This window comes from Corynebacterium aurimucosum, assembly GCF_046895345.1.
Lineage (GTDB): Bacteria > Actinomycetota > Actinomycetes > Mycobacteriales > Mycobacteriaceae > Corynebacterium > Corynebacterium aurimucosum_G.
Window position 1 is genome coordinate 837,469 of the sequence record NZ_CP160096.1, and the last position, 21,961, is coordinate 859,429.

General features: G+C 58.5%; 19 protein-coding genes and 1 pseudogene. 10 read left to right on the forward strand and 10 right to left on the reverse strand.

Features of this window, described 5'->3' with window-relative positions:
- Positions 1-76 precede the first annotated feature (76 nt).
- The gene (gene gndA, locus ABZS45_RS04100) at positions 77-1,534 is read right to left on the reverse strand and encodes an NADP-dependent phosphogluconate dehydrogenase (RefSeq protein ID WP_412100746.1); all 1,458 of its coding nucleotides are present in this window, start codon (positions 1,532-1,534) and stop codon (positions 77-79) included.
- 43 nt (positions 1,535-1,577) lie between these two features.
- On the opposite strand from gndA, the gene ABZS45_RS04105 reads away from it, so the two are divergent.
- A complete protein-coding gene (locus tag ABZS45_RS04105; protein ID WP_412100747.1) occupies positions 1,578-2,024 on the forward strand; it encodes a PaaI family thioesterase in 447 nt (148 codons plus the stop codon).
- A 3-nt stretch (positions 2,025-2,027) separates the two neighbouring features.
- On the opposite strand, the gene corA is transcribed toward ABZS45_RS04105, so the two are convergent.
- The gene (corA, locus tag ABZS45_RS04110; protein WP_412100748.1) at positions 2,028-3,101 is read right to left on the reverse strand and encodes a magnesium/cobalt transporter CorA; all 1,074 of its coding nucleotides are present in this window, start codon (positions 3,099-3,101) and stop codon (positions 2,028-2,030) included.
- An 83-nt stretch (positions 3,102-3,184) separates the two neighbouring features.
- On the opposite strand from corA, the gene ABZS45_RS04115 reads away from it, so the two are divergent.
- Complete coding sequence (locus tag ABZS45_RS04115; protein WP_412100749.1) at positions 3,185-3,787, forward strand: class I SAM-dependent methyltransferase; 603 nt, start codon at positions 3,185-3,187, stop codon at positions 3,785-3,787.
- Here the strand turns inward: ABZS45_RS04115 and thiD are convergent.
- Together thiD and ABZS45_RS04125 are read right to left on the reverse strand one after the other, a co-directional pair.
- Positions 3,784-4,620, reverse strand: a complete 837-nt coding sequence (gene thiD / locus ABZS45_RS04120; RefSeq protein WP_412100750.1) for a bifunctional hydroxymethylpyrimidine kinase/phosphomethylpyrimidine kinase — start codon at positions 4,618-4,620, stop codon at positions 3,784-3,786. The two genes, ABZS45_RS04115 and thiD, sit on opposite strands and share 4 nt — an antisense overlap.
- A gap of 98 nt (positions 4,621-4,718) precedes the next feature.
- The gene (locus ABZS45_RS04125) at positions 4,719-6,062 is read right to left on the reverse strand and encodes an NAD(P)/FAD-dependent oxidoreductase (RefSeq protein WP_070730202.1); all 1,344 of its coding nucleotides are present in this window, start codon (positions 6,060-6,062) and stop codon (positions 4,719-4,721) included.
- Between the two features lie 186 nt (positions 6,063-6,248).
- Between ABZS45_RS04125 and ABZS45_RS04130 the strand changes: the two genes are divergently transcribed.
- The 6 genes from ABZS45_RS04130 to ABZS45_RS04155 all read left to right on the forward strand — a co-directional run bounded on the left by ABZS45_RS04130 (position 6,249) and on the right by ABZS45_RS04155 (position 13,042).
- On the forward strand, positions 6,249-7,541 hold the full coding sequence (locus ABZS45_RS04130) for a class I SAM-dependent methyltransferase (RefSeq protein WP_412100751.1): 1,293 nt from the start codon (positions 6,249-6,251) through the stop codon (positions 7,539-7,541).
- A gap of 58 nt (positions 7,542-7,599) precedes the next feature.
- Positions 7,600-8,322, forward strand: coding sequence for a glycerophosphodiester phosphodiesterase (locus tag ABZS45_RS04135; RefSeq protein ID WP_412100752.1), 723 nt, complete (start codon positions 7,600-7,602; stop codon positions 8,320-8,322).
- 234 nt (positions 8,323-8,556) lie between these two features.
- Positions 8,557-9,531 carry a carbohydrate ABC transporter permease gene (locus ABZS45_RS04140; protein ID WP_070717805.1) on the forward strand — a complete coding sequence of 325 codons (975 nt, stop codon included), beginning with the start codon at positions 8,557-8,559 and terminating at the stop codon, positions 9,529-9,531.
- On the forward strand, positions 9,532-10,503 hold the full coding sequence (locus ABZS45_RS04145; RefSeq protein ID WP_412100753.1) for a carbohydrate ABC transporter permease: 972 nt from the start codon (positions 9,532-9,534) through the stop codon (positions 10,501-10,503).
- 71 nt (positions 10,504-10,574) lie between these two features.
- A complete protein-coding gene (locus ABZS45_RS04150) occupies positions 10,575-11,885 on the forward strand; it encodes an ABC transporter substrate-binding protein (RefSeq protein WP_412100754.1) in 1,311 nt (436 codons plus the stop codon).
- A 26-nt stretch (positions 11,886-11,911) separates the two neighbouring features.
- Positions 11,912-13,042, forward strand: coding sequence for an ABC transporter ATP-binding protein (locus tag ABZS45_RS04155; protein WP_412100755.1), 1,131 nt, complete (start codon positions 11,912-11,914; stop codon positions 13,040-13,042).
- Between the two features lie 69 nt (positions 13,043-13,111).
- On the opposite strand, the gene ABZS45_RS04160 is transcribed toward ABZS45_RS04155, so the two are convergent.
- Entirely contained in the window at positions 13,112-16,033 is a 2,922-nt protein-coding gene (locus tag ABZS45_RS04160) for an FAD-binding and (Fe-S)-binding domain-containing protein (RefSeq protein ID WP_412100756.1), read from the reverse strand.
- Between the two features lie 109 nt (positions 16,034-16,142).
- Between ABZS45_RS04160 and ABZS45_RS04165 the strand changes: the two are divergent.
- Positions 16,143-17,120 (forward strand): annotated as a pseudogene (locus tag ABZS45_RS04165) (bile acid:sodium symporter family protein).
- Positions 17,121-17,449: 329 nt separating this feature from the next.
- On the opposite strand, the gene ABZS45_RS04170 reads toward ABZS45_RS04165, so the two are convergent.
- The 4 genes from ABZS45_RS04170 to ABZS45_RS04185 form a co-directional block, all read right to left on the reverse strand.
- Positions 17,450-18,820 carry an MFS transporter gene (locus tag ABZS45_RS04170; RefSeq protein WP_412100757.1) on the reverse strand — a complete coding sequence of 457 codons (1,371 nt, stop codon included), beginning with the start codon at positions 18,818-18,820 and terminating at the stop codon, positions 17,450-17,452.
- 619 nt (positions 18,821-19,439) lie between these two features.
- The gene (locus tag ABZS45_RS04175; RefSeq protein WP_412100758.1) at positions 19,440-19,604 is read right to left on the reverse strand and encodes a hypothetical protein; all 165 of its coding nucleotides are present in this window, start codon (positions 19,602-19,604) and stop codon (positions 19,440-19,442) included.
- A gap of 12 nt (positions 19,605-19,616) precedes the next feature.
- Positions 19,617-20,318, reverse strand: coding sequence for a YceI family protein (locus ABZS45_RS04180; protein ID WP_412100759.1), 702 nt, complete (start codon positions 20,316-20,318; stop codon positions 19,617-19,619).
- Between the two features lie 3 nt (positions 20,319-20,321).
- Positions 20,322-20,681: a hypothetical protein gene (locus ABZS45_RS04185; RefSeq protein ID WP_412100760.1), complete on the reverse strand. Its 360-nt coding sequence runs from the start codon at positions 20,679-20,681 to the stop codon at positions 20,322-20,324.
- A 135-nt stretch (positions 20,682-20,816) separates the two neighbouring features.
- Between ABZS45_RS04185 and ABZS45_RS04190 the strand changes: the two genes are divergently transcribed.
- Complete coding sequence (locus tag ABZS45_RS04190) at positions 20,817-21,200, forward strand: RNA polymerase-binding protein RbpA (protein ID WP_010186588.1); 384 nt, start codon at positions 20,817-20,819, stop codon at positions 21,198-21,200.
- 115 nt (positions 21,201-21,315) lie between these two features.
- On the opposite strand, the gene musI is transcribed toward ABZS45_RS04190, so the two are convergent.
- A complete protein-coding gene (gene musI, locus ABZS45_RS04195) occupies positions 21,316-21,957 on the reverse strand; it encodes an ABC transport system MusEFGK2I component MusI (protein WP_412100761.1) in 642 nt (213 codons plus the stop codon).
- Positions 21,958-21,961: the final 4 nt, after the last annotated feature.

The window sequence follows — 21,961 nt, forward strand, 5'->3', positions numbered from 1 at the left end:
TGGCGCAGCCGGAAAGGGAAGAATACGTTCGGCGGAACAGGTATGAAAAAGCCCCTCGGGGGGAGGGGCTTGGCGGCTACATTTCGGTCAGGGAGCGGTCACCTGACCATTCGATGTGGAATGTGCCGTCTCGGTCTACACGCTTGAATGTGTGGGCGCCGAAGAAATCGCGCTGGCCCTGGATAAGAGCAGCTGGGAGGCGCTCGGCTCGCAAGCTGTCGTAGTAGGAGAGGGAAGAGGCAAACACCGGAACCGGCAGGCCCAGCTGCGTTGCAGCAACGACGACGCGGCGCCACGGGTCGATGAGGTTTTCCAGCTCGCCCTTGAAATACGGGTCCAAAATCAAGGCAGGCAGGTCGGCATTGTTGTCGTAGGCCTCACGGATGCGGTCGAGGAACTTCGCACGAATGATGCAACCACCGCGCCAGATTGTAGCCAAGTCACGTGGGTCCACGTTCCAGCCGAACTCCTCGGAGCCAGCCTTGATCTCATCGAAGCCCTGAGAGTAGGCAATGAGCTTTGCAGCATACAGTGCACGGCGAACGTCTTCGACGAACTCGGCCTTATCTACGTTGAGCTCGGTAATGGTTCCGGAGGGCAGCTGGCCCTCCTGGGCAGCTGCACGCTGAGCGGTGGCAGAGGAGAGCGCACGCGCGAACACCGATTCCGCAATGCCAGTGATCGGCACGCCCAGCTCGAGGCCATTAATGGCGGTCCAACGGCCGGTGCCCTTCTGGCCGGCGGCGTCCACGATGACGTCGACAAGCGGGGCACCTGTCTCCGGATCCTGTTGTGCCAGCACTTCGGCGGTGATCTCAATGAGGTAGGAGTCCAGGTCGCCGGCGTTCCACTCGCGGAAGACCTCAGCGATTTCAGCTGGTTCCATGCCCGCGCCATAGCGAAGAAGCTGGTAGGCCTCACCGATAACCTGCATGTCGGCGTATTCGATGCCGTTGTGCACCATCTTGACAAAGTGCCCCGCGCCATCCGGCCCAATGTGAGTCACACACGGCGTTCCGTCCACTTCTGCTGCGATCGATTCAAGGATTGGGCCCAGGGTCTCCCAAGACTCTGCTGGGCCGCCAGGCATGATGGACGGGCCATTGAGCGCGCCTTCTTCACCACCGGAAATTCCCGCGCCGACGAAGTGACGGCCCTTAGCCGCCACCTCCTTCTCACGGCGAATGGTGTCCGTGAACAAGGCGTTGCCGCCATCGATAATAATGTCGCCCTCATCCATCGCCTCGGTGAGTTGATTGATGACGGCGTCGGTAGCCGCGCCAGCCTGCACCATGATGATTGCCTTACGGGGACGCTCGAGCGAAGCGACGAAGTCCTCCACAGTTTCGGACGGGATGAAGGTACCTTCATCACCGTGCTCACTGATGAGCGCGCGGGTTTTTTCCGGACTGCGGTTGTAGACCGCGACGGTGTTTCCGTTTCGGGCAAAGTTACGCGCGAGGTTGGAGCCCATAACAGCGAGGCCCACAACGCCGATCTGAGCAAGATCTGTCTTTTCAGCAGTTTGAGTCATGTCCACCATCCTACGTCACCGATATCCACTAACCTGGTGTGGCATGAAACACTCTGAAATCTTTGAAAAGTTTGTCGCGGTATCCCAAACACGGCCGCTCAACGCCGAGGAACTCGACCTCATCAACTCTCACCCACAGGGGCTTGCTGGGCTCATCGGACTGCGCTTCACACACATCTCGGCTGATGAGATTCGCTCCGAGGTTGATGTCGTTTCAGATCATCACCAGCCTTGGGGCGTGGCGAATGGTGGACTGTTCTGCACGATTACGGAGTCCACTGCATCTGTCGGCAGCCTCATTCTCGCGGGCAAGCCGGTTGTCGGCGTGAACAACAACACAGACTTCCTTAAGCCAGTAGCCGAAGGCACCGTCAGCGCCGTCGCTACGCCGCTGTACAAGGGCCGCCGCACGCAGTTGTGGGAAGTAAAAATCAGCCAGGGCGATGTACTTCTCGCTGCTTCCACACTGCGCACCATGGTGGTGCAGTAGCCCCTACAACCAGTTATTGCGCCGGAACCACCACCACATTCCGGCCACGACCAAGACCATGAGGCCAATTGCCCCGTAATAGCCCCAAGGAAAATGCAGCTCCGGCATGACGTCAAAGTTCATACCGTAGATACCCGCCACGAGCGTCGGAGCGGCCCACATGCCAACCACCGCGGAGATTGTGCGCATGTCGGAGTTCTGTTGCATGCTGATTTTGGCCACGGAGGCGTCGATAAGCGAGGTCAAGCGCTCATCGAAGCCCGCCACGTGGTCTTGGACCACAAGTTGGTGGTCGTTGACATCTCGGATATAGGAGCGAATCGTCTTCGGAATGAGATCCTTGTGGTCTGTGACCATCGCGCGCAACGCCGGGGAAAGCGGCACGATAGCGTGCTTCATCTCCAGAATCTCTCGCTTAAACATGTAGATACGGTCAATATTGGGCAGCGAATTCGGGGTGAAGATTTCTTCTTCTAGTTCGTCGACCTCGATGGCGATGAGGCGGCAGATCTCCGAATAGCGGTCCACCATCATGTCCAGAATCTTCCAGGCCAGCGATATGGGGCCTTGCTCAACGAGGTCCTGTTCATCCTGAATTACGTAGGCTAAGTTGGGCAGCTTCGCTGAGTGGCGCACCGTGATGATGAACGTAGCGCCAATGATCATCTGGATTTCACCAGTGGAGATGATTTGACGCTTATCGGCAACCTCATCGTGGTCGCGGTAGTTCACGGATCGTGCCACCACGAAGAGCTGGTCATCGTAGCGCTCCAATTTTGGGCGCTGGTGGGCCTGGACCGTGTCTTCAACGATAAGTTCGTGGATACGGAATTCAGCCGCCACCTTCGTCATCTGGGACTCTAAAGGCTCATGCAGGCCTACCCACACGAAGCCGCGGCCGTATTCTTCCACGGTTTGCAGAGCGCTGTGCGGAGTGAACTCACCCGGCAGCGCCTCGCCGTCGATAAACACTCGGCAGTGCTCGATGGCGCGCTCGACCGGCACGGAAAAACTCGGCGTACTATTGCCGGGGGTGTTTTTCTTGCGTGGCTTGAATGGTGACGGTACAGATGGCATCGTGTCTCAGCCTCCTTCGCTTCGTATAGGCGTTTTATAAGAGCGGCTAAATCTTACACCGCTAAAGGCCTATACTCGTTGTCATGCCTACCTGGAAAGAAGTAACTGCAGCGAATCCCGCCCATTCCCACAATTTTGCACGGAAATGGAAGACGCTACGGGCCCAGGGCAAGGATATCGATGGGGAAGCCCGGCTTATCGACGCCATGAGTGAACGCCACTCCCGCGTTCTCGACGCCGGTTGCGGTTCCGGACGTCTTGGCGGTGAGTTGGCGAAACGCGGGCATACGGTCTTGGGCGTGGACGTCGACCCGATTTTGATTGAGCATGCAGTGAATGATTATCCGGAGGCCCGATGGGAGGTAGGTGATCTTTCCGAGGAGGAAATCCCGGAGGATAACTTCGACATCGCAGTGGCTGCGGGCAACGTCATGACTTTCATTGCTACCGAAGGGCGTGAGGCGGCCTTGCGCAACGTGTGTAACGCGCTACGACCCGGCGGCCGCTTCGTCGTCGGTTTTGGTGAGGGCCGCGGCTGGGGCTTTGAGGACTTCCTCGACCTCGCTCGCTCAGTGGGTTATCGGGTCGATTTCATCTTTGCATCCTGGGACATGAAGGTCTTTAAGGAGAATTCCACCTTCATGGTGGCTGTGCTTACCCGCCCAGGCGCCGATTTGCTGGGCTAACCTTGTGCCTCCGCGGCCAGGCGCCGGAGCCGGTGGCCGTGGTCAACGGGGCCGTGTCCGTGCCCGACGTAGAGCGCATCCGCATGCTCGATCGCCTCGTGGAGCCATTCAGTTGCCCATACCAGTGCCTCGTCGAGGGATTGGCCCGCGCCCAAACGCGCCGCTAGGGCAGAGGACAGCGAGCAGCCGGTGCCGTGCGTGTTCTTCGTATCAATCCGCGGGCAGGGCACGCGTGTGATTTCTCCGGAAGGGCTTACGGTCGCGTTATCGGCCTGGGCACCGTCCAAGTGCCCGCCTTTGACTACGACCCACGTGTCGTTCTCGTTGGCCCACTTGGTTGCGACAGAAAGAGCATCATCAAAGGTGCGCGGTTCTGCTACGCCCGCGAGGACTGCAAGCTCCGGCAGGTTGGGTGTGACCACTGTCGCGTGGCAAGCCAGCTCACGTACGGCGCGTTCCGCCTCCGGCTCGAGCAGGCGGTCACCGCTGGAGGCGACCATGACTGGATCACAGACCACCGGCACACCCGCGGGGAGGGAAGTAATGAAGTCGCTCACCGTTTCAGTAATGGCGACAGAGCCCAGCATGCCGATCTTGACGGCGTCGATAGTCACGTCGTCCTTGACACTTTCCAGCTGTTCGCGCAGAAAGTCCACCGGTGGGGTGTGGATAGCGCGCACGCCCTGCGTATTCTGCGCCACCAGGGCGGTCACCACGGCCATGCCGTAGGCCCCAGCGGCCTCAAAAGACTTGAGGTCGGCATGAATACCAGCGCCGCCCGTGGGATCGGTGCCGGCAATGCTGAGGACACGAGGCAGTGCAGGTTGGCTCATGGTTTTCTCCTTAAGCTAGGCTCTTCTTCCGTCTACCGTACATGGGCAAAGAGAAAGGAGAGAGGATATTTCCTCTCTCCTCAAAAGACGCGTAAGACCTAGTGGAGGTCGCGGTCAATCACGTTGCGAGCAACGCGCTGCTGCTGGGTGATCTCCAGATTGCCGCGGTCGCGCGAGAAGGCGTTGAGCAACCAGTGCAGCGCAACGAGGGTGCGGCTGCGGAATCCAACGATGTAGAAGATGTGCAGACCAAGCCAAGAAATCCAAGCCGGGAAACCAGCGAACTCAGTCTTGCCCAGCTTGACCACTGCGTTGAAGCGGGAAATGACGGCCATGGAGCCCTTGTCGAAGTACTCAAACGGCTCGGCCTCGTTAGCGGTGGACTCTTCATCAATCTTGGCCTCGATGAGCTTGCCCACGTGGTTGCCACCTTGGATGGCCACCTGGGCCACACCCGGAAGGCGATTGAGGGAGATCATGTCGCCGACGATGTAGACGTTCTTGTACTCACCAACCGTGAGGTCCTCGTTGACAGAGACGCGGCCGGCACGGTCCGCCTCCACGCCTGCCTGGTCAGCGATAAGCTTGCCGAGCGGGGAAGCAGCGACACCGGCAGACCAGATCTTGGTCGCGGCCTCAATCGTGACCTCTTCCTCGGTCTTCATGTTCTTGTAGGTGACGGCGTCAGCGGTAACGTCGGTAACCATGGCGTTGAGGCGCACGTCAACGCCCAGCTTCTCCAAGGTGCGCTGTGCCTTGCGGCCAAGACGCTTGCCAAAGGGCGGAAGAACCTGCGGGGCGCCGTCCAAGAGGTAGATCTTGGCGGAGGAGGAACCGAAGTTGGAGTATTCGCCAGCAAACGTACGCTGTGCCAGCTCAGCAATCTGGCCGGTCAGCTCAACGCCGGTCGGGCCAGCGCCCACGATGACGAAGGTCAGCAGTTTTTCACGCTTTGCCGGATCTTCTTCCAGTTCAGCCTTCTCGAAGGCGGAGATGATGCGAGAGCGGATCTCGAAGGCGTCGTCAAGCGTCTTCATGCCCGGCGCGTGCTCTGCAAAGTGGTCGTTGCCGAAGTAGGACTGGCCAGCGCCGGCGGCAACAATGAGGGAGTCATAGCCGTAGGTGCGAACCGCGCCGTCAAGCTCTGCGGTGACGGTCTGGTCCTTGATATTGACGTCGGTGACCTCGCCGTTGACGAAGTTGACGTTGTCCTGGTGGCGCAGGATTTGGCGCGTGGACGGTGCGATTTCGCCGGCGGAAATAACGCCGGTGGCTACCTGGTAAAGCATCGGCTGGAAGAGGTGGTGGTTCTTCTTGTCGATCAGGGTGATCTCAACATCCGCGTCCTTGAGCTTCTTAACGGCGTTGATGCCGCCGAAGCCGGCACCGATAACAACGACGTGGTGGCGGCCGTTACTAGGACGGTAGGGGGTGTGCGCCATGGTGATTGAATACCTTCCTTAAGAAAGCTAGATTATTTTACCCGAGTTAGTCTAAACCTTTCTAGCGGTACATGCATACTTTATGGGTTATTAACTGGCTTTTTAGGCCGCGCCTCCACCTTTTTGTGGCCCGCCCGTTTTAGTCTAAGAAAATACGTGCGTGCGATGAGGAAGGCTGGCTAGAGCGTGTATTCCCACTTGGCTTCGATTGACGCTGCGGCGTGGCCGGGCGTGGCCACCGTCCCTTCTCCACGCTTGCTGCGTTTCAAAAGCGACCGGTCGGAGGCGGAATTTGCGCAGGCGTGTTCCAAAGCTGGGGTCGAGTTGGACGGCGAGGACCCAGATCTAGCCGTGCTTCATGACGCCCTCTTCTCCCGCATCGCCGATTCAGGCTGGCTGGGCTTGGCCGAGTCTTATATGGCAGGGGAGTGGACGACGCCCGATTCCGATCGTTTGGTCAAGGTTCTCCTGCGGCTGCTGGGGGTGGGCTATCGGCCGAAAGTGAAAGAGCTTGCGGTGGAGACTTCGAGCCCCGGCGAGCTGCCTCTTGATGTGGTGAAACTGTACGCGGGTGATTCCCTCAGCCATTCGGGCGGCATCTTTGCTAGCGGTGTTCCCACAACGGTGCGTGAAGCGGTGCGCAGCTATAGTGCGCGGGTGGGGAGCAAAGAACCCAAAGAGCACTTCGTCGATGTGACAAGCGTGACCGAGCCGACGCACACCGACCGTGATGACTTGGGCGATGCGCAGCGCCGCGCTGCACAGTGGCTTCTCGACGCCACCTGCACCGGCGCCGGCACACATCTTCTGGTTTATCCGGCGACTGGTCTGCAGGTAGCAATTCAAGCCGTTGCCCGGCGCGCCACCGTTGACGTCCTTACGGGGGATGCTGAGCAGCAGGCGCTGTTCGACGAACAACTACTCCTTGAAGGAGCCGCTGACTCTGTCCATGTGCAGGGCATCGAAACAGCGTTGCCCAATCCGAAGCAGTGGCGCGGGCGCTATGACGCGATTGTCAGTGTGGAGAAGTTGGAGACGCTATCGCCCCCCGAGCGCCGGCGTTACGTGCAGATGCTGGATCGCTCGCTGGTCAGCGGTGGGCGAGTGGCTTTGGGCTCGCTTTTTGCCACCGAGGCGATGACCCCGGCCGCCCGGTCCGCGATTCAGGTTCTGCGAGCGTATATCTGGCCGGGCTTGGACTATCCGACGTTGGAAGAGACCCACCAGCTTTTCGATAGACGCTCCAATCTACGGATCGTGGCGCAAACTCACACGGGAAGCCACTATCTAGAGACGCTTCGCTACCAGCGCAGCTTCTTCGACGGCCGGCACCGCGAAGCCGGGGCGGCAGGTTTTGACCAGGTCTTCCGCCGCCTCTGGACTTTCCAATTTGCGCTCCGTGAGGCGCTGCTCACCTTAGGAATGCTGGATTCGGTGCACGTGGTGGCGACCCACCGCAACCGCGGGGGCCGCCGTTAGCGGTCTACACTGGGCGGTGCCAGAAGCACAACCACTTTGCGGCCCGGAGGAAAAGAACATGGCAGACCGCATAGGAATTATCGCGCACCGAGGATATAACGGTTGGTACCCGGAGAACACGTATCGTGCCTTCGAGGAGGCTCTCAAACTTGATGTGGCCGGTGTGGAGTGCGACGTCAACCTGACCAAGGACAGGGAGGTAGTGGTTATCCACGACCAGACTGTGGATAGGACGTCGGATGGCACCGGCTCTGTCGGTGACATGACACTGGAGGAGCTGCGCACACTCAACTTTGGTACCCACGAGGATCCCCAACGCATCCTGCTTCTCGACGAACTTGTGGACCTCATCGAGTCGTACCCCGGAAAGCAGCTGCTTATCGAGACGAAGCACCCGTCTCCTTTCGGGGCGCGACTCGAAGAGTCGGTGGCCGAAGTCCTGCGCAACCGACATCTCGATGCCGATCCACGGTTCAGCCTGATTTCCTTTAACCCTGAGGCAATTGTGCGATTCCGAAACCTATTGCCATCCCTGCGATCCTTTCTTCTCTTGGAACCGGATGCGGGACTACCAGATTCTCTCGAGGGCGCTTCGGGCTTCGGGCCTTCCATTCGCCAGGCGCGGTTGGAAGCTGACTTCTTTACAGGCGTCGACAGTCAGTCCTACGTATGGACGGTGAATTTACCGAAAGACATGGAGTGGTGCCGTAACAACGGGGTAGAGCTCATGGCAACGGACTTGCCAGAGCTAGCACTCGACGTTGTGTGCCCAGCGAGTTAGCGCCCAACTACGCCCGTAGCCGTGGTGTTCATGGCAAAAAGGTCTAGCTGTAAAGATAGCGGCGCTCTCTCACCCGGGAGTTTCTGTGGAGTTCTTTCTGCCGTGCTTCGTGTGACGTTCCCCACGCGCAGGGAATGCTTTTGGAGGGCTAGGCCCCTGGAATTAGCTTTTTGTTTATTCAATTAAAACGTTGAGTAAACTTTCTGTTTACTGCCTTGGTCTAGTTTCTTCTGCATGGCAAAAACCATCCCCGCGAGCGGGCGAACGGCTACGATCCCTCCTGTTACCGAAAAGCCGATCGTCTCCGAGGAGTACGCGCGCCACCCACGCAAGCGAAAGCTCGACTGGCGCCAGATCGGCCTAGCGGCATTGCTGATTGGCCCGAACCTTCTCCTTCTCATTCTTTTCACCTATCGACCACTGGTCGATAACATCCGCATCTCTTTCTTTAACTGGAATATTTCATCGCCGACGATGACCTTCGTCGGTCTGCAGAACTACATCGACTGGTTCCAGGCGCCAGATACTGGACGCGTGGTGTTCAACACTGTCGTCTTCACCTTCTTCGCGGTGGTCGGTTCGATGGTGCTGGGGCTAGCGCTGGCATTGCTTCTGGACCAGAAGCTGTTCGGCCGTGCGGCTGTGCGCTCAATTGTTTTCGCGCCCTATGTCATCGCGGGCGCAGCGATTGGCGTTGCCTTTCAGTTCGTCTTCGATCCCAACTACGGTCTTATCCAATACTTCCTGGGCCTAATCGGGGTCGATGTGCCGAACTTCTACCAGCAGCAGAACTGGGCACTGTTCATGATTACGGTGACCTACGTGTGGAAGAACGTCGGCTACGTTTTCGTCATCTATCTTGCTGCCCTGCAGGGGCGCCGGCGCGACCTCGATGAGGCCTCTGAGATTGACGGCACCCCGGCCGCGCGCCATTTCTTCCGCGTGGTCCTGCCGCAGCTTCGCGGAACCACGTTTTTCCTGTTAATCACCGTGCTGCTCAATTCTTTCCAAGTTTTCGACATCATCAACGCGATGACCGGCGGTGGACCGTTTGGTTACGGAACCTCCACGATGGTTTTCCAGGTGTACCAAGAGACGTTTATCAACAACCGTGCCGGCTATGGCGCTGCCGTGGCCACCATCATGTTCCTCGTCGTGCTTGTCATTACGGTGTTGCAGATTAAGTTGCAGGAAAGGATGGACAAGTAAATGTCCGAAAAACGTGCAACCCCGGCTTCCATCAAGGTGGGGCTCCCGCAAGCGAAGGGAGAGCTGCCACCGGTTCCTGGTTCGCAGTCCCTCGCAGCACCAGTTATCACCGAGGCCCAACGCAAGCGTAAAGGTGAGCCGGTTGATCATGGTCACCCAGCAACGAAGGTCGTCGGCTACATTGCCTTGGTACTGACAGTGCTGATGATTATGGTGCCGCTGTACTTCATCTTCATCACCAGCTTTAAGTCCTTCCAGGATGTGTACTCGGACCCGATTTCCTTCTGGCCTAATCCTTTCAAGGCAGAAAATTATTCCTATGTTTGGCAGACTTCTGGCTTCTCGAGCTATCTGAGAAACTCCATCATCATCACGCTGATTCTCACGGTGGTGGAGGTAGTCCTCGGAGTGCTGACTGCCTATGCCTTCGCATTCATTCGCTTCCCCGGCCGGAATCTGCTCTTCTTGCTCATCATCGCCTCGCTGATGGTGCCCAACCAGATCACCATTATTTCCAATTACTCGTTGGTTGCGTCATGGGGTTGGAGAGACACCTACGCTGGAGTCATCATCCCGTTGGCGGGCGTGGCGTTCGGTGCCTTCCTCATGCGCAATCACTTCCAATCATTGCCGCCGGAGATTCTCGAGGCCGCGCGCATGGACGGGGCAGGATTCTTCACCACCTTGTTCCGAGTGGTCCTGCCCATGTCGTGGCCAACGCTGTCCGCGTTCGTCCTGATCACCGTGGTCAATGAGTGGAACCAATACCTGTGGCCCTTCCTGATTACGGATACACCGGCTGCAGCCACCCTTCCGGTGGGCCTGACCCGCTTGCAGGATGCGGAAGGCGTGACCAACTGGGCGCCGGTGATGGCCGGCACAGTGCTGACAACCCTGCCCATGATCATCATCTTCCTCATACTTCAGAAGCCGATGATTAAGGGCCTGACTGCTGGAGCAGTCAAGGGCTAGCCTGCCTGCCATACCGACGCCCAACTCAAACAAGTCCACCCAACTCTTCACTTCTCAAGGAGAACCTCCCCATGTCTCATAAGATTTCTACTCGTATCGTTGCCGCTTGCGCGGCGCTTCTCACCACCATGTCCTTGACCGCCTGTGCAGGTGGTTCGACCACCGCAGGGAACGACTCAAAGGACGGCGGCGACGCCAACACCATCACCTTCTGGTCCAACCACCCGGGTTCCTCCCGTGATATAGAACAAGAGCTCATTGATGAATTCGAGAAGGAGAACCCAGATCTGAAGGTCGAACTGGTCACCGCAGGCTCCAACTACGAGGAAGTTGCACAGCGCTTTAACGCTGCCCTCGCAGGTGGCGACCTTCCCGACGTCCTCGTTGCTTCTGACGTCACGTGGTTCAACTTTGCACTGAATGAGGCCACGACGCCGCTCGATGAGCTGTGGGAGATGAACGACATTGACTATGAGAGCTACGTCGACACCCTGCGCGATGACTACAACTACAAGGACAAGCACTACGGCGTTCCGTACTCCCGCTCCACGAACCTGATGTACTGGAACACCGATGACCTCAAGGCGGCTGGCCTTCCGACCGACCGTGGCCCGAAGGACTGGGAAGAATTCGACGAGTGGGCCACCAAGATCAAGGACAAGCTCGATAAGCCGGCCGTCACTGTCCCGGATGGATCCAACTACCTCGACTGGTACTTCCAGGGCATGATTTGGGCCTTCGGCGGCTCTTACTCTGATGAGTGGGAACCGAACTTTACGTCGAAGGAGTCCATTGAGGCTGGTAAATTCCTGCAGGACCAGGTCAAGGCCGGTCACATCGAAATCTCCACTGACCCGACCGTAGCCTTCGGCTCTGGCAAGGCCTCTGGTCTGCTGGAGTCCACCGGTTCCCTTGGCGGCCTGAAGGAGACGGCGACGATTCCATTCATCACCACCTACCTGCCAGGCCCTGGTCCTTCGGCAGCCACCGGTGGTGCTGGTCTGGCCGTGCCGGCTGGAATTTCTGACGAACGCAAGGCTAACGCGGTCAAGTTCATTGACTTCCTGACGAACACCGAGAACACCATCAAGTTCTCCCAGAAGACGGGTTACATGCCGGTGCGCAAGGACGCCCTGGATGATCCGGAGGAGAAGAAGTTCTTGGAGGAGAATCCGAACGCCCAGACGGCAATCGAGCAGCTCAACGAGAACACCAAGCCGCAGGATTACGCTCGCGTCTTCGTACCGGGCGGTGGACAGCGCATCGGTGGCGTTCTTGACCGCATCACTGTGGGCAATGAGGACGTGGAGTCCGCATTCGGTGACCTGCAAGAGGAGACGCAGAGCGTTATCGACCGCGACATCACCCCGAAGCTCAAGTAACACTTCGGATCGTTTGAAAGGACACCATGGCTACTGTTGAATTCCGTCAAGCTTCCAGGATTTATGATCCGAAGAAGCCACCGGCGGTCAGCCGCATTAACCTCGATATCAAGGACGGCGAGTTTCTGGTACTCGTCGGACCGTCTGGTTGCGGCAAGTCTACGACGTTGCGCATGCTCGCTGGCCTTGAGCCAATCGACGAAGGCCAGATCTTCATCGACGGGGCCGACGTTACCGAGACCCGCTCGCGGGACCGCGATGTAGCCATGGTGTTCCAGTCCTATGCGCTATACCCCAACATGACAGCGCGTCAGAACATGGCGTTTGCATTGCAAAATGCCAAGGTGGATAAGGCAACCATCGAAGAGCGTGTGAGCTTCGCTGCGAAAATGCTGGAGCTGGAAGATCTTATCGATCGCAAGCCCTCCGCAATGTCAGGTGGCCAGCGCCAGCGTGTGGCCATGGGTCGCGCTATCGTGCGCCAGCCCAAGGTCTTTCTCATGGATGAGCCCCTGTCCAATCTGGATGCGAAGCTCCGCGTATCCACGCGTGCGCAGATCCTTCAACTGCAGCGCGAGCTCAACACCACCACGGTTTATGTCACTCACGATCAAACTGAAGCAATGACCATGGGTGATCGCGTGTGTGTTCTCAAACAGGGCATTATTCAGCAAGTCGATGCGCCTAAGACACTGTATGAGAACCCCGGTAATTCCTTCGTCGCGACGTTCATCGGTTCGCCGGCTATGACTCTCATCGACAACGTCCCCTTCATTGACGGCCGCGTCGTCAGCGGCAAAGACCACGCGCTGGACTATTACATGCCACAGGAGCAGGCCGCGAAGGTAGGGTCGGAGCACGTCCTCGTTGGTGTGCGCCCAGAGAATTGGGACATCGTTGGCGTCAACCAGCCAGGTGAACAGTATGGGATACCGGTTCGGGTGGATATTGTGGAGCACTTAGGCTCCGAGCTGTACGTCTATGGTGGCCGCGAAGAGTCGGCCAATGACGGAACCGTGGTCCGCGGTGACCGGATCACAGTGAAGGTGCCGCGCGGCATTGACGTGCACCAGGGCGACACAATCTATCTGCGCCCAATGAAGGGCGGGTGCGTGTTTTTCGCCCCGGACACCGAAATCAATTACGACTATCTCTAAACCGGCTCCACCACATCTGTTGCGCCGGTGGCAGAGCTCCTGACGAGGAGTATTGCCACCGGCGCGTTGCTATGGAGTGACGACCGGACGGGAGGCCCGCTCCAACAGCACTGCGATTGATTCATAGGTCCGCCCGGAGATCATCTCCAGGCCCATCTCGCAGGTGCGGTTATCGGAGACGAAGGCGTCGAAGTGCTCCGCGTCGAGTGAAGCACGTTCCTCGCGTGTGGCGGACTCGACGAGCTCCGGGTGCAGCATGACACGATCACCGGCGGAGCCACAGCACATCGCGCCCTCCGGGACCTTGGCAGAGCCACAGAGGTTTGCCAGGTCAACGAGCGCTTGGCTGACCCCCATGTGGTCAGTCGAGCAGGTCGGGTGTACGGCGATGCTGCCCATGTTTTTCACGATTGGCAGGTGCGGGGCGATTTCATCGCGTAGCCATTCCACGACATCGAGGATGCGCAGATCCTCCCAAAGCTTGCGGTCAGCAGGGGAGAGCACCTCAGGAACGGAATCAAGTAACCCGTGGGTGCAGCTGGCAGCATCGACCACAATGGGCAGCTGGCCGTGCTCCGACCAGTGCCAGAGGTCACGCACAATCTTTTGAGCCTGGTACTCAAATCCTTCCTTGTAGCCCTTGGAAGACCACGGCGTGCCACAGCAATCGCCCGCGACATCGTCGGGGATCCACACTGGCTGGCCAGCACGGCGTCCCAGCTCCACGATGGCACGCGGCAGATCCACCGAATCCTTGGCCGCACCCGCTGGACGGCCGAAGATGCGGTTGATGCAGGCCGGGAAGTAGAGTGCGCCAGCGCCCTCGCGCGTGGTTTCCGGAAGACGCGATGCGGCCTTCGGAAGCGGCCCCGGGACGGTGGGCAGCAAGTCGGGAGCTACCACGTTGCGAGCCATGTTGGCGCCCAGCTCGAGGGGCTTGTGGGGGATCTTGTTGGCGGAGATGATGCCAGCGCGGGCAAGCTTTTCCACCAGTTCCCAGCGCTGTGCCGTCGTCAGTGCTACTTTCTCACGGGCCGGGGTAGCCTGTTGCGCGCGCAGCTGCTTCATGACCGCACCTGTATCGATGCTAATCGGGCAGGGGATAGAACAGGTGCCGTCGGCAGCGCACATGTCGACTGCGTCGTACTGGTACTCCTTCTGTAGTTGCGCTAGGACCTCCGAGCCTTCTTGCTGCCGGGCCATTTCGCGGCGCAGCACGATGCGCTGGCGCGGGGTCACCGTGGCGTGGCGGGAGGGACAGACCGGCTCGCAGAAGCCGCACTCCACACACGGGTTGATTTCATTCTCGACCTTCGGGAAGGACTTGAAGTTGCGTAGGTGGATGGTCTGGTCGCGCGTGAGCTTCACGTTCGGTGCAAGGATGCCCTTGGGATCGATCATGTTCTTGACTTCCCAGAACAGCTCGAAGGCTTCCGTGCCCCATTCGTGCTCCAAGAAGGGAGCCATGTTCACACCCGTGCCGTGCTCGGCCTTCATCGAGCCCTGGTACTTATCGATGACCAGCTCGGCCAACTCATCCAAGAACGCGGCATAGGACTCGCGCTCCTCCTCAACGTCGAAGCGCGGAGTGAAGAAGAAGTGCAGGTTGCCAAAAGCCGCGTGCCCCATGACGGATTCCGGGTAGCCGTACTTAGCCTGCAGGTCCAACAGGTCCGCTGCGGCTTCGCCAACCTGGGACGGTGGGAAGCAGACATCCTCGGTGATATACGCTGTTCCGTTCGGGCGGTCCGCGCCCAGCAGGCCATAGAGGCCGTTGCGCAGCTCCCACGCACCGCGCATACCCTCTGCGGTGGTGAGGAATTCGAGGGGGCGGAGTAGTGGGGCGTCGGCAAGCACGGTGCGTAGGCGATCCATGGCCTTGTCCAAATCCGCCTCGTCGCTGCCGCCGACCTCGACGAGAAGTGCTGCGGCGTCATCGTCGAGATTGCGCCACGATTCTGGCGCGTGTGCATAATGCTCGGCCGAGCGGCGCATCACGGGGGCGACGAGAAGCTCGCAGGCCTCGGCGCCGGTTTCCATGATGGGGTGCACGTAGTTTGCGGCATCGCGGAGGTTAGGCAGCTCGACCCACGTCGTGGCCTTCACACGCGGTAGCTTCACCGTGCGGATGACGGATTCCGTGATAGCACCGAAGATACCCTCGGAACCGATGAGGAGGCGCTTGAGGATGTGCACGGGTTCGTCTTCATCGAGGAAGGCGTCAATTCGCAGTCCATTGGTGTTGCGGATGGAGAACTTGGTGCGCAGGAACTCCACTATCTCGGTGTTGGCGCGCAACCTGTCGCGGAAGGCCAGTAGATCGGCGTGGAGCTTCGGCTCCTTCTTTCGGAAGGCCTCATCACCGCGCGATGTATCCACGATGGTGCCCGAAGGCAAGACGAAGATGAGCTCTTCAATGCTGTGGTAGCTATCGCGCTCTAAAGAGCAGCGCATGCCGCCGGAGTTATCGGCCAGCACGCCACCGATGGTGCACACGGACGTGGATCCCGGGTCCGGCCCCAGCATGAAACCGTGGCGGGAGAGTACCGCCTGGGCATCGCCCAAAATGACGCCGGGGCGCGACCACAGCTTGCGGCCTTCTTCGCGCACCTCCATGCCGCCGAAGTGGGTTTTGATATCGACGAGGATGTCATCGCCCATGGCCTGGCCGTTCAGCGACGTTCCTGCTGCGCGGAAGGTCATGTGGCGATCGTGAGTATCGCAGTACTTCATCAGTGCAGCGAGGTCCGCGGCGTTGCGAGGGGAGACCACGATGTTCGGGATGGAGCGGTAAGGGCCGGCGTCGGAGGAGAAGCGCACGAGGTCACTCAGTCGGCGGTGCACGTTCTCTTGACCGACGATAGCTTCCATATCTGCAACCAGCTCGGCGGGAGAGCCGTTCTTGAAGCGTGCGGGGACTGCGTCGGCCTGGCTCGTGGTGCCGGCTGGGCGGGAGAAACGAGAGGAATCGGGGCTTAAAAGCTTGGACATATTTCTAATCTATCGCTTGACAGTAAATCTCGGCCAAACCGGGTACGTGAGGTTCATCATATGGGATACTCAATTCACATAATGAGACACATTCTGGAAAGGAAACACCATGACGAACCCGCGCACAGAAGGGGAGACCGGCGAGAAACTTGCCGTTTACATCTTCCCCATCGTTATCATTGCCTGCGCCATTGTCGCCTTTGTGAGCCCCAGCACCTTTGAGCCGGTGGGGCAGTACACCTCGCAGTTGCTCATGGTCATCATGTTTTCCATGGGCCTTACCCTGACTATTCCGGACCTGTCCCTGGTGGCGAAGCGACCGTTGCCCATCTTCTTGGGCGTTATCTGTCAATTTGCCATCATGCCGACGAGTGCTGTGCTCGTGGCAAAAATGCTAGGGCTTTCCGACGCCGCCACTGTCGGCCTCATCCTCCTTGGCTCTGTGCCCGGCGGTACTGCCTCCAATGTGATGGCCTACCTGGCTAAGGGCGATGTGGCGTTGTCGGTGGCGATGACTTCGGTGTCAACCCTCGTCTCGCCGATCATGACGCCGGTGCTCATGCTGTGGTTGGCGGGATAAACCGCAGAGGTCGATGGTGCCGGCATGATGTGGTCGCTGGTCCAGACCGTCCTCATTCCGGTAGGCCTGGGTCTGTTGCTGCGCGTGATTGCTACTAAAGCTGTGGACAAGGTTCTGCCGGCGTTGCCGTGGGTGGCCATTGCCGGAATCGGCGGCGTGGTCATGGCGGTGGTGTCGAAATCTCAGGACAAGCTGGTCACCGTTGGTCTCGTGGTATTCGCGGGCGTGGCTATCCAGAATCTCATCGGATTTCTTTTCGGCTACTATCTGGCGAAAATTGCTCGCCAGCGCGAGGCAGCGGCACGCACTACGGCCATTGAAGTAGCGACCCAGAACTCCGGTCTGGCCTCGGCATTGGCGCTGCAGTTCTTCACTCCTGAGGCAGCGATTCCGGGTGTGGTCGCCGCGGTGTGGGCAAACATTACTGGTGCGATCTTCTCCGCCATCGTGCGCCGTAAATCCATCGAGGATGATGCGAAGGCCGGTGAAGTTGCTGTTACTGCGTAGTTTCTAGGCAGGCTGAGTGGATGAAGAGCTCGTGATAGGTGGTTGGCACATTTTTGCCGGTCACCTATTTCTATATGTACAGACCTGGAAGTGCAGACTTGCAGGTTGGGCGTCGTAAAGCGCCAGGCAGTGCTTGGCGGCGACCAGCGTGTCTGCACTTCCAGGTCTGCACTTTTGGCAGCAGTGGGGCACAACCGCCCATGAATGGCGCCCGCAGGCGGTGTCAGATGAAGGCGATGTGAGTAGAGCCCGCAACGCCGCAATAAAAATCTCCCCGACCTTGGTGCTTCACACTAGAAAGAGTCGGGGAGATGCTTGTACCTAAAGACCTAAACCTGGGACAGATCCTGATCCTTCAGCTCCTGCATCATGAGGATAGCGATGAGGGAGATGAAGCAAACGATAACCAGGTAGTAGCCCACGTAGCTCACGTTGTATGTGCTTACGAGCCACGTTGCGATGAACGGGGCCACGGCGGCGCCGAGGATAGAGGAGACGTTGTACGCGATGCCGGAGCCGGTGTAGCGCACGTTGGTGGGGAAGAGCTCTGGGAGAACGGCGGACATAGGGCCGAAGATGAGGCCCATGATGAACATGCCAACGACCAGGAACCCAAGGACGGAGTTGCGGTCAGCGTGCGCAATGCCCAAGAAGTACGGGAAGCTGAAGCCGAAGGCAATCATGATAAGCGAGGTTATTGTCAAGATCGGCCTGCGTCCGTACTTGTCCGAGAGCATGGAGGACACCGGAATACCGATGATGAACATGAAGATGGAAATCAGCTGAATCTCCAGGAACTCCAGGTAGGGGATTCCCAAGCCCAGCCCCTTGGTCTTATCGCCAATACCGTAGGAAAGGATCCAGGTGGTGACCAGGTAGAACAGGGTGTAGCAAGAGACCATGACGAAGGTACCGATGATCATCGGCTTCCATGCTGTGCGGAAAGCCTCCACCATAGGGGTCTTGACCTTCTTGCCTTCATCAACGGCCTGCTGGAAAACCGGTGTTTCTTCCAGACGCAAGCGGACGTAGAGGCCGATGAGCACCATCACAGCAGAGGCGAGGAAGGGCAGGCGCCAGCCCCATTCCATGAAGGTGCCGGTGGTATCGCCGCGCGAGTAATCCATGGTGGCTACGAGCGTCAGGAAGAAGCCATTGGCCAGTAGGAAGCCGAAGGGTGCGCCAAACTGCGGCCACATGGCGGCAAAAGCTCGTTTGCCTTCCTTCGCGGTCTCGGAGGCGAGCAAAGCTGCACCGGACCATTCGCCGCCCAGGCCCAAACCTTGGCAGAAGCGCATCAGGGCCAGCAGGGCTGGCGCGATAATGCCTGCGGTTTGGTAGGTAGGCAGGATGCCAATGATAAAGGTGGCAATACCCATCGTCAGGAGTGCGCCAACGAGCGTGGCCTTGCGGCCGATGCGATCGCCGAAGTGCCCAAAGAGCAGTGAGCCCAGTGGTCGAGCGATAAAGGCAAGGCCGAAGGTTGCAAAGGACTGCAGCAGGGCAACGGTCGGATCCTCAGTCTTCGGGAAGAAGAGGAAAGGAAAGACGGCTACGGCTGCCGTAGCATAAATATAGAAATCATAGAACTCGATGGTCGTGCCAATAGTTGAAGCCACGGCCACACGCACACGGTCACGTTTGGTGAGCTGCTGTGCTGGGGCCGCTGCTTTTGGCGGTGTTGTGCTGACGGCGGTCATGTGAGGGGCGCCCTCCTTGATTATTTCGATAGGTCGATTGGTTGTGAGGGAAACACTACCGTCCCACGCAATGAAATGAAAGTCTCAATGGGTGAAAAATTCTTCTTGGGCAAGTTTTGTGCTGGGTGGGAAGTGGGCGCGTCGATTATCTGACATAATGTACATTATCGGACTATGATTAAAGCGGTGGGCCAAGCGTGGTCTTTCGGTTAAACCTGGCCGGGTTCAGGTTCAGTCCTTGACTGTGAGGTGCCGGTGTCCGCGGATTGTTGTGGCACTGTAATGGGCGTACTGTCTCCAGTTTGCTGCCGCTTGGTGCTTAGGTGCCGGGACATCCGCCTTGCAGTTTCTGGAATGCTTACCGTTCCTAAATTGCGCTGTTGTTGCGGTATGACACTCTTCTGTTGATGCGCGGCTTCCTGCTTCCGGGCAGTCCATTTGCGTGCTCTTTATTGGCGTCAAGTAATGCACTGTACGTGTGCGGGGTTTTGCACTGACAACTCTTGGCGTTCCCGATCTGCATCCCCTGCTTGTCGCGCAGCTGAGCCCTCTTATCGCCCAAATATAGTCACAGTTACGTAATTGGCCTATGTTCCTGTGGCCGTACCGAGGGCGAGTTTTAGCGTTGACGGTAGGCGATCACCAGCTGGACCGCCGAAAGGACTACGAGTAGCACTGAGAAGGCAGCGAGGAGCTTCATGTCTTGGGCCCAAATGAAGATGCCGAAGCCTGCGAGCACGACGAGCCGGATCCACAGGACTGGAATGAGATGGCGATATTTCATAAGGAACCGTAGCTATTTCTTCTCAAAAGTTACGCGGACATTGATCTCGCCGGTTTCCGAGATTCGCGCGGCGATCATCTCTGGAGTCTCAATTCCGTAGTCGAGACGGTTAACCGGAATATCGCCGCCCAGGATGATGGTGTCACCATCGCGGACCACCTGGAAGTCCTGCGTCACGCTCTTCGTTTGACCGTGGATGGTGAGGTCACCTGTGAGCGGGATGGTAACCAGTGAGCCGTCGTCAGGCACGGCGGAGACATCAGCCGGATCGGTCAACGTAAAGGTGGATTCTGGATACTTTGAGACCTCAAAGAGCTTCGTCTTCATGTTTTGGTCGCGCACCTTTTTATCGGTGGTCAAGGAGGACATGTCCACGGCGATGCGCGCTTTCTCGACGATACCGTTCTGGATGATCACCTGGCCGGTGACGTGCTTGGTGGAACCAGACGTCGTGCGCTTATCTGCCGGGAGGATTTCGTCGATGGTAAATCCTGCTGAGGTGTGGTTATGTGCCGAACCTTGCGCCACCTGCCATTCGCCGTCGACGTCCGTTGTTGCGGCTTGGACCTTATCCGCGTTGATCGGCTCGGTCTGGACGCCACGGCCCATGATTAAAGAGAACGCCAGCGGTCCAAGGGCCAGTGCCGTTGAGGCCACAATCAGGATCACGAAGATGCTGACAATCAGTTTGCGGTTGCCTAGTACAGATTTCATGTGCTATCTCAATTCCTCAAGCTTGCGAGCCAATGTGACCAGTTCGGTACACAGTTCTTCCATTTCTTCAGCGCTGGAGCTTTCCGACGCCGCCGTGGCGACGTCCTCGGCACAGCATCGAAGCTCGAAGAGGCCGTCACGAAGCCGGTCGGCCTTCTCCGGAGTCAAGATCACAGCGTTGGCTGGAATAGGCGTCCCTGCGACGTTGTGGCGCTGTTCGTACGCGCGTTGCTTGCACGAGGGCGAGCAAAACTTGCGAGGCCTTCCTCGGCCGCCCTGGGCGATCTCTTTGCCGCACCACTGGCAGGTAGCCGAGCCGCGCCTTGTTGGCTTTCCGGGCTGCGGATCCTGTGTACCAATCACCTCACACACCTTAGCCCATTAAACCGAGGGTGGGAACAAAGGCAGTGGGCTGTTCGTTATAATGATAGTTCTCTGGGTGATATGGGTCGACCCTGATCACTTCCCTACCTCAACACGTGAAAAGGATGATGTTGCATGGCAGATCGCGTACTCCGTGGCAGCCGCATGGGCGCAGTGAGCTACGAAACCGACCGCGACCACGACTTGGCCCCACGCCAAATGGTGAAGTACCGCACCGAAGACGGCGACATCTATGAGGTGCCCTTCGCTGACGATGCGGAGATCCCCGAGGAGTGGATGTGTAAGAACGGAAAACTCGGCACCCTGGTGGAAGGCGAAGGCGTCGAGTCTAAGCCCGTGAAGCCACCGCGGACCCACTGGGACATGCTGCGCGAGCGCCGCTCCATTGAGGAGCTGGATGAGCTGTTGACCGAGCGTATTGAGAATCTTCGTTCTCGTCGCCGCGCGGCCGCCCGTTTGCTCAAGGAGCAGAAGGCGCAGGAAGAAGGCGAAGCTTAGAGGGCTTCTAGGAAGCCCACAAAGACTGCAGGGTAGCGGATCCACGATGATGTGGATACCGCTACCCTATTTCTCTTTTTAAGCTATCTTGCCCACTCAGCTTGCTGACAGTGAGCTACGCGGAGAGGCTATCGGGCGACTGTGAATTGAGCTCAGGCCATTGCAGAGCCAACTCAGCGAGATAGACCGCGAGAGCTGGGCCCAGCACCGCGAGGAAGAACAGGTAGCCTCCCCACTGCGCTGGGAAAAAGACGGGGTACAGAACAAGCACTATGCCAGGCAATACTGCCAATAGAGTACGCGGTAGGTTCCCTACCGCCTTCATTATCGCCTGTGTGCTTCTTTGACGGAATCCGAGCCCCGGTGCATCGAGATGGAAGAACCATACGCTGACACAGCCCAATACGATAAGCCCCGAGATCAAGGCTGCGCGCAGTATGAGGCCCATTGAACCCAGATCTGCCTTGGCAATAATGGCGAATTCATACGCGGCTAAGGCGGCGACGGCGAGGCAAATCAGCCACCATGCGGTGTTGACCCCGGGACGCGTCAGAAGGCCCCGAACGAAGGCCGAGCCGCGGCGAGAACCTTCCTCCCGGACCATCTGCCCGGTCACCGCATGGGCGGTGCGCAAGGACATTCCCCCGGTGAACACGGGAAAGCACGTGATCACCAAGAGAACATTCACGATGACTAGGTCAGCGAAGAGACTCAGAGCAGCATAGAACTTCGATTCGGGGCCGAGCATGCGATTCATGGTT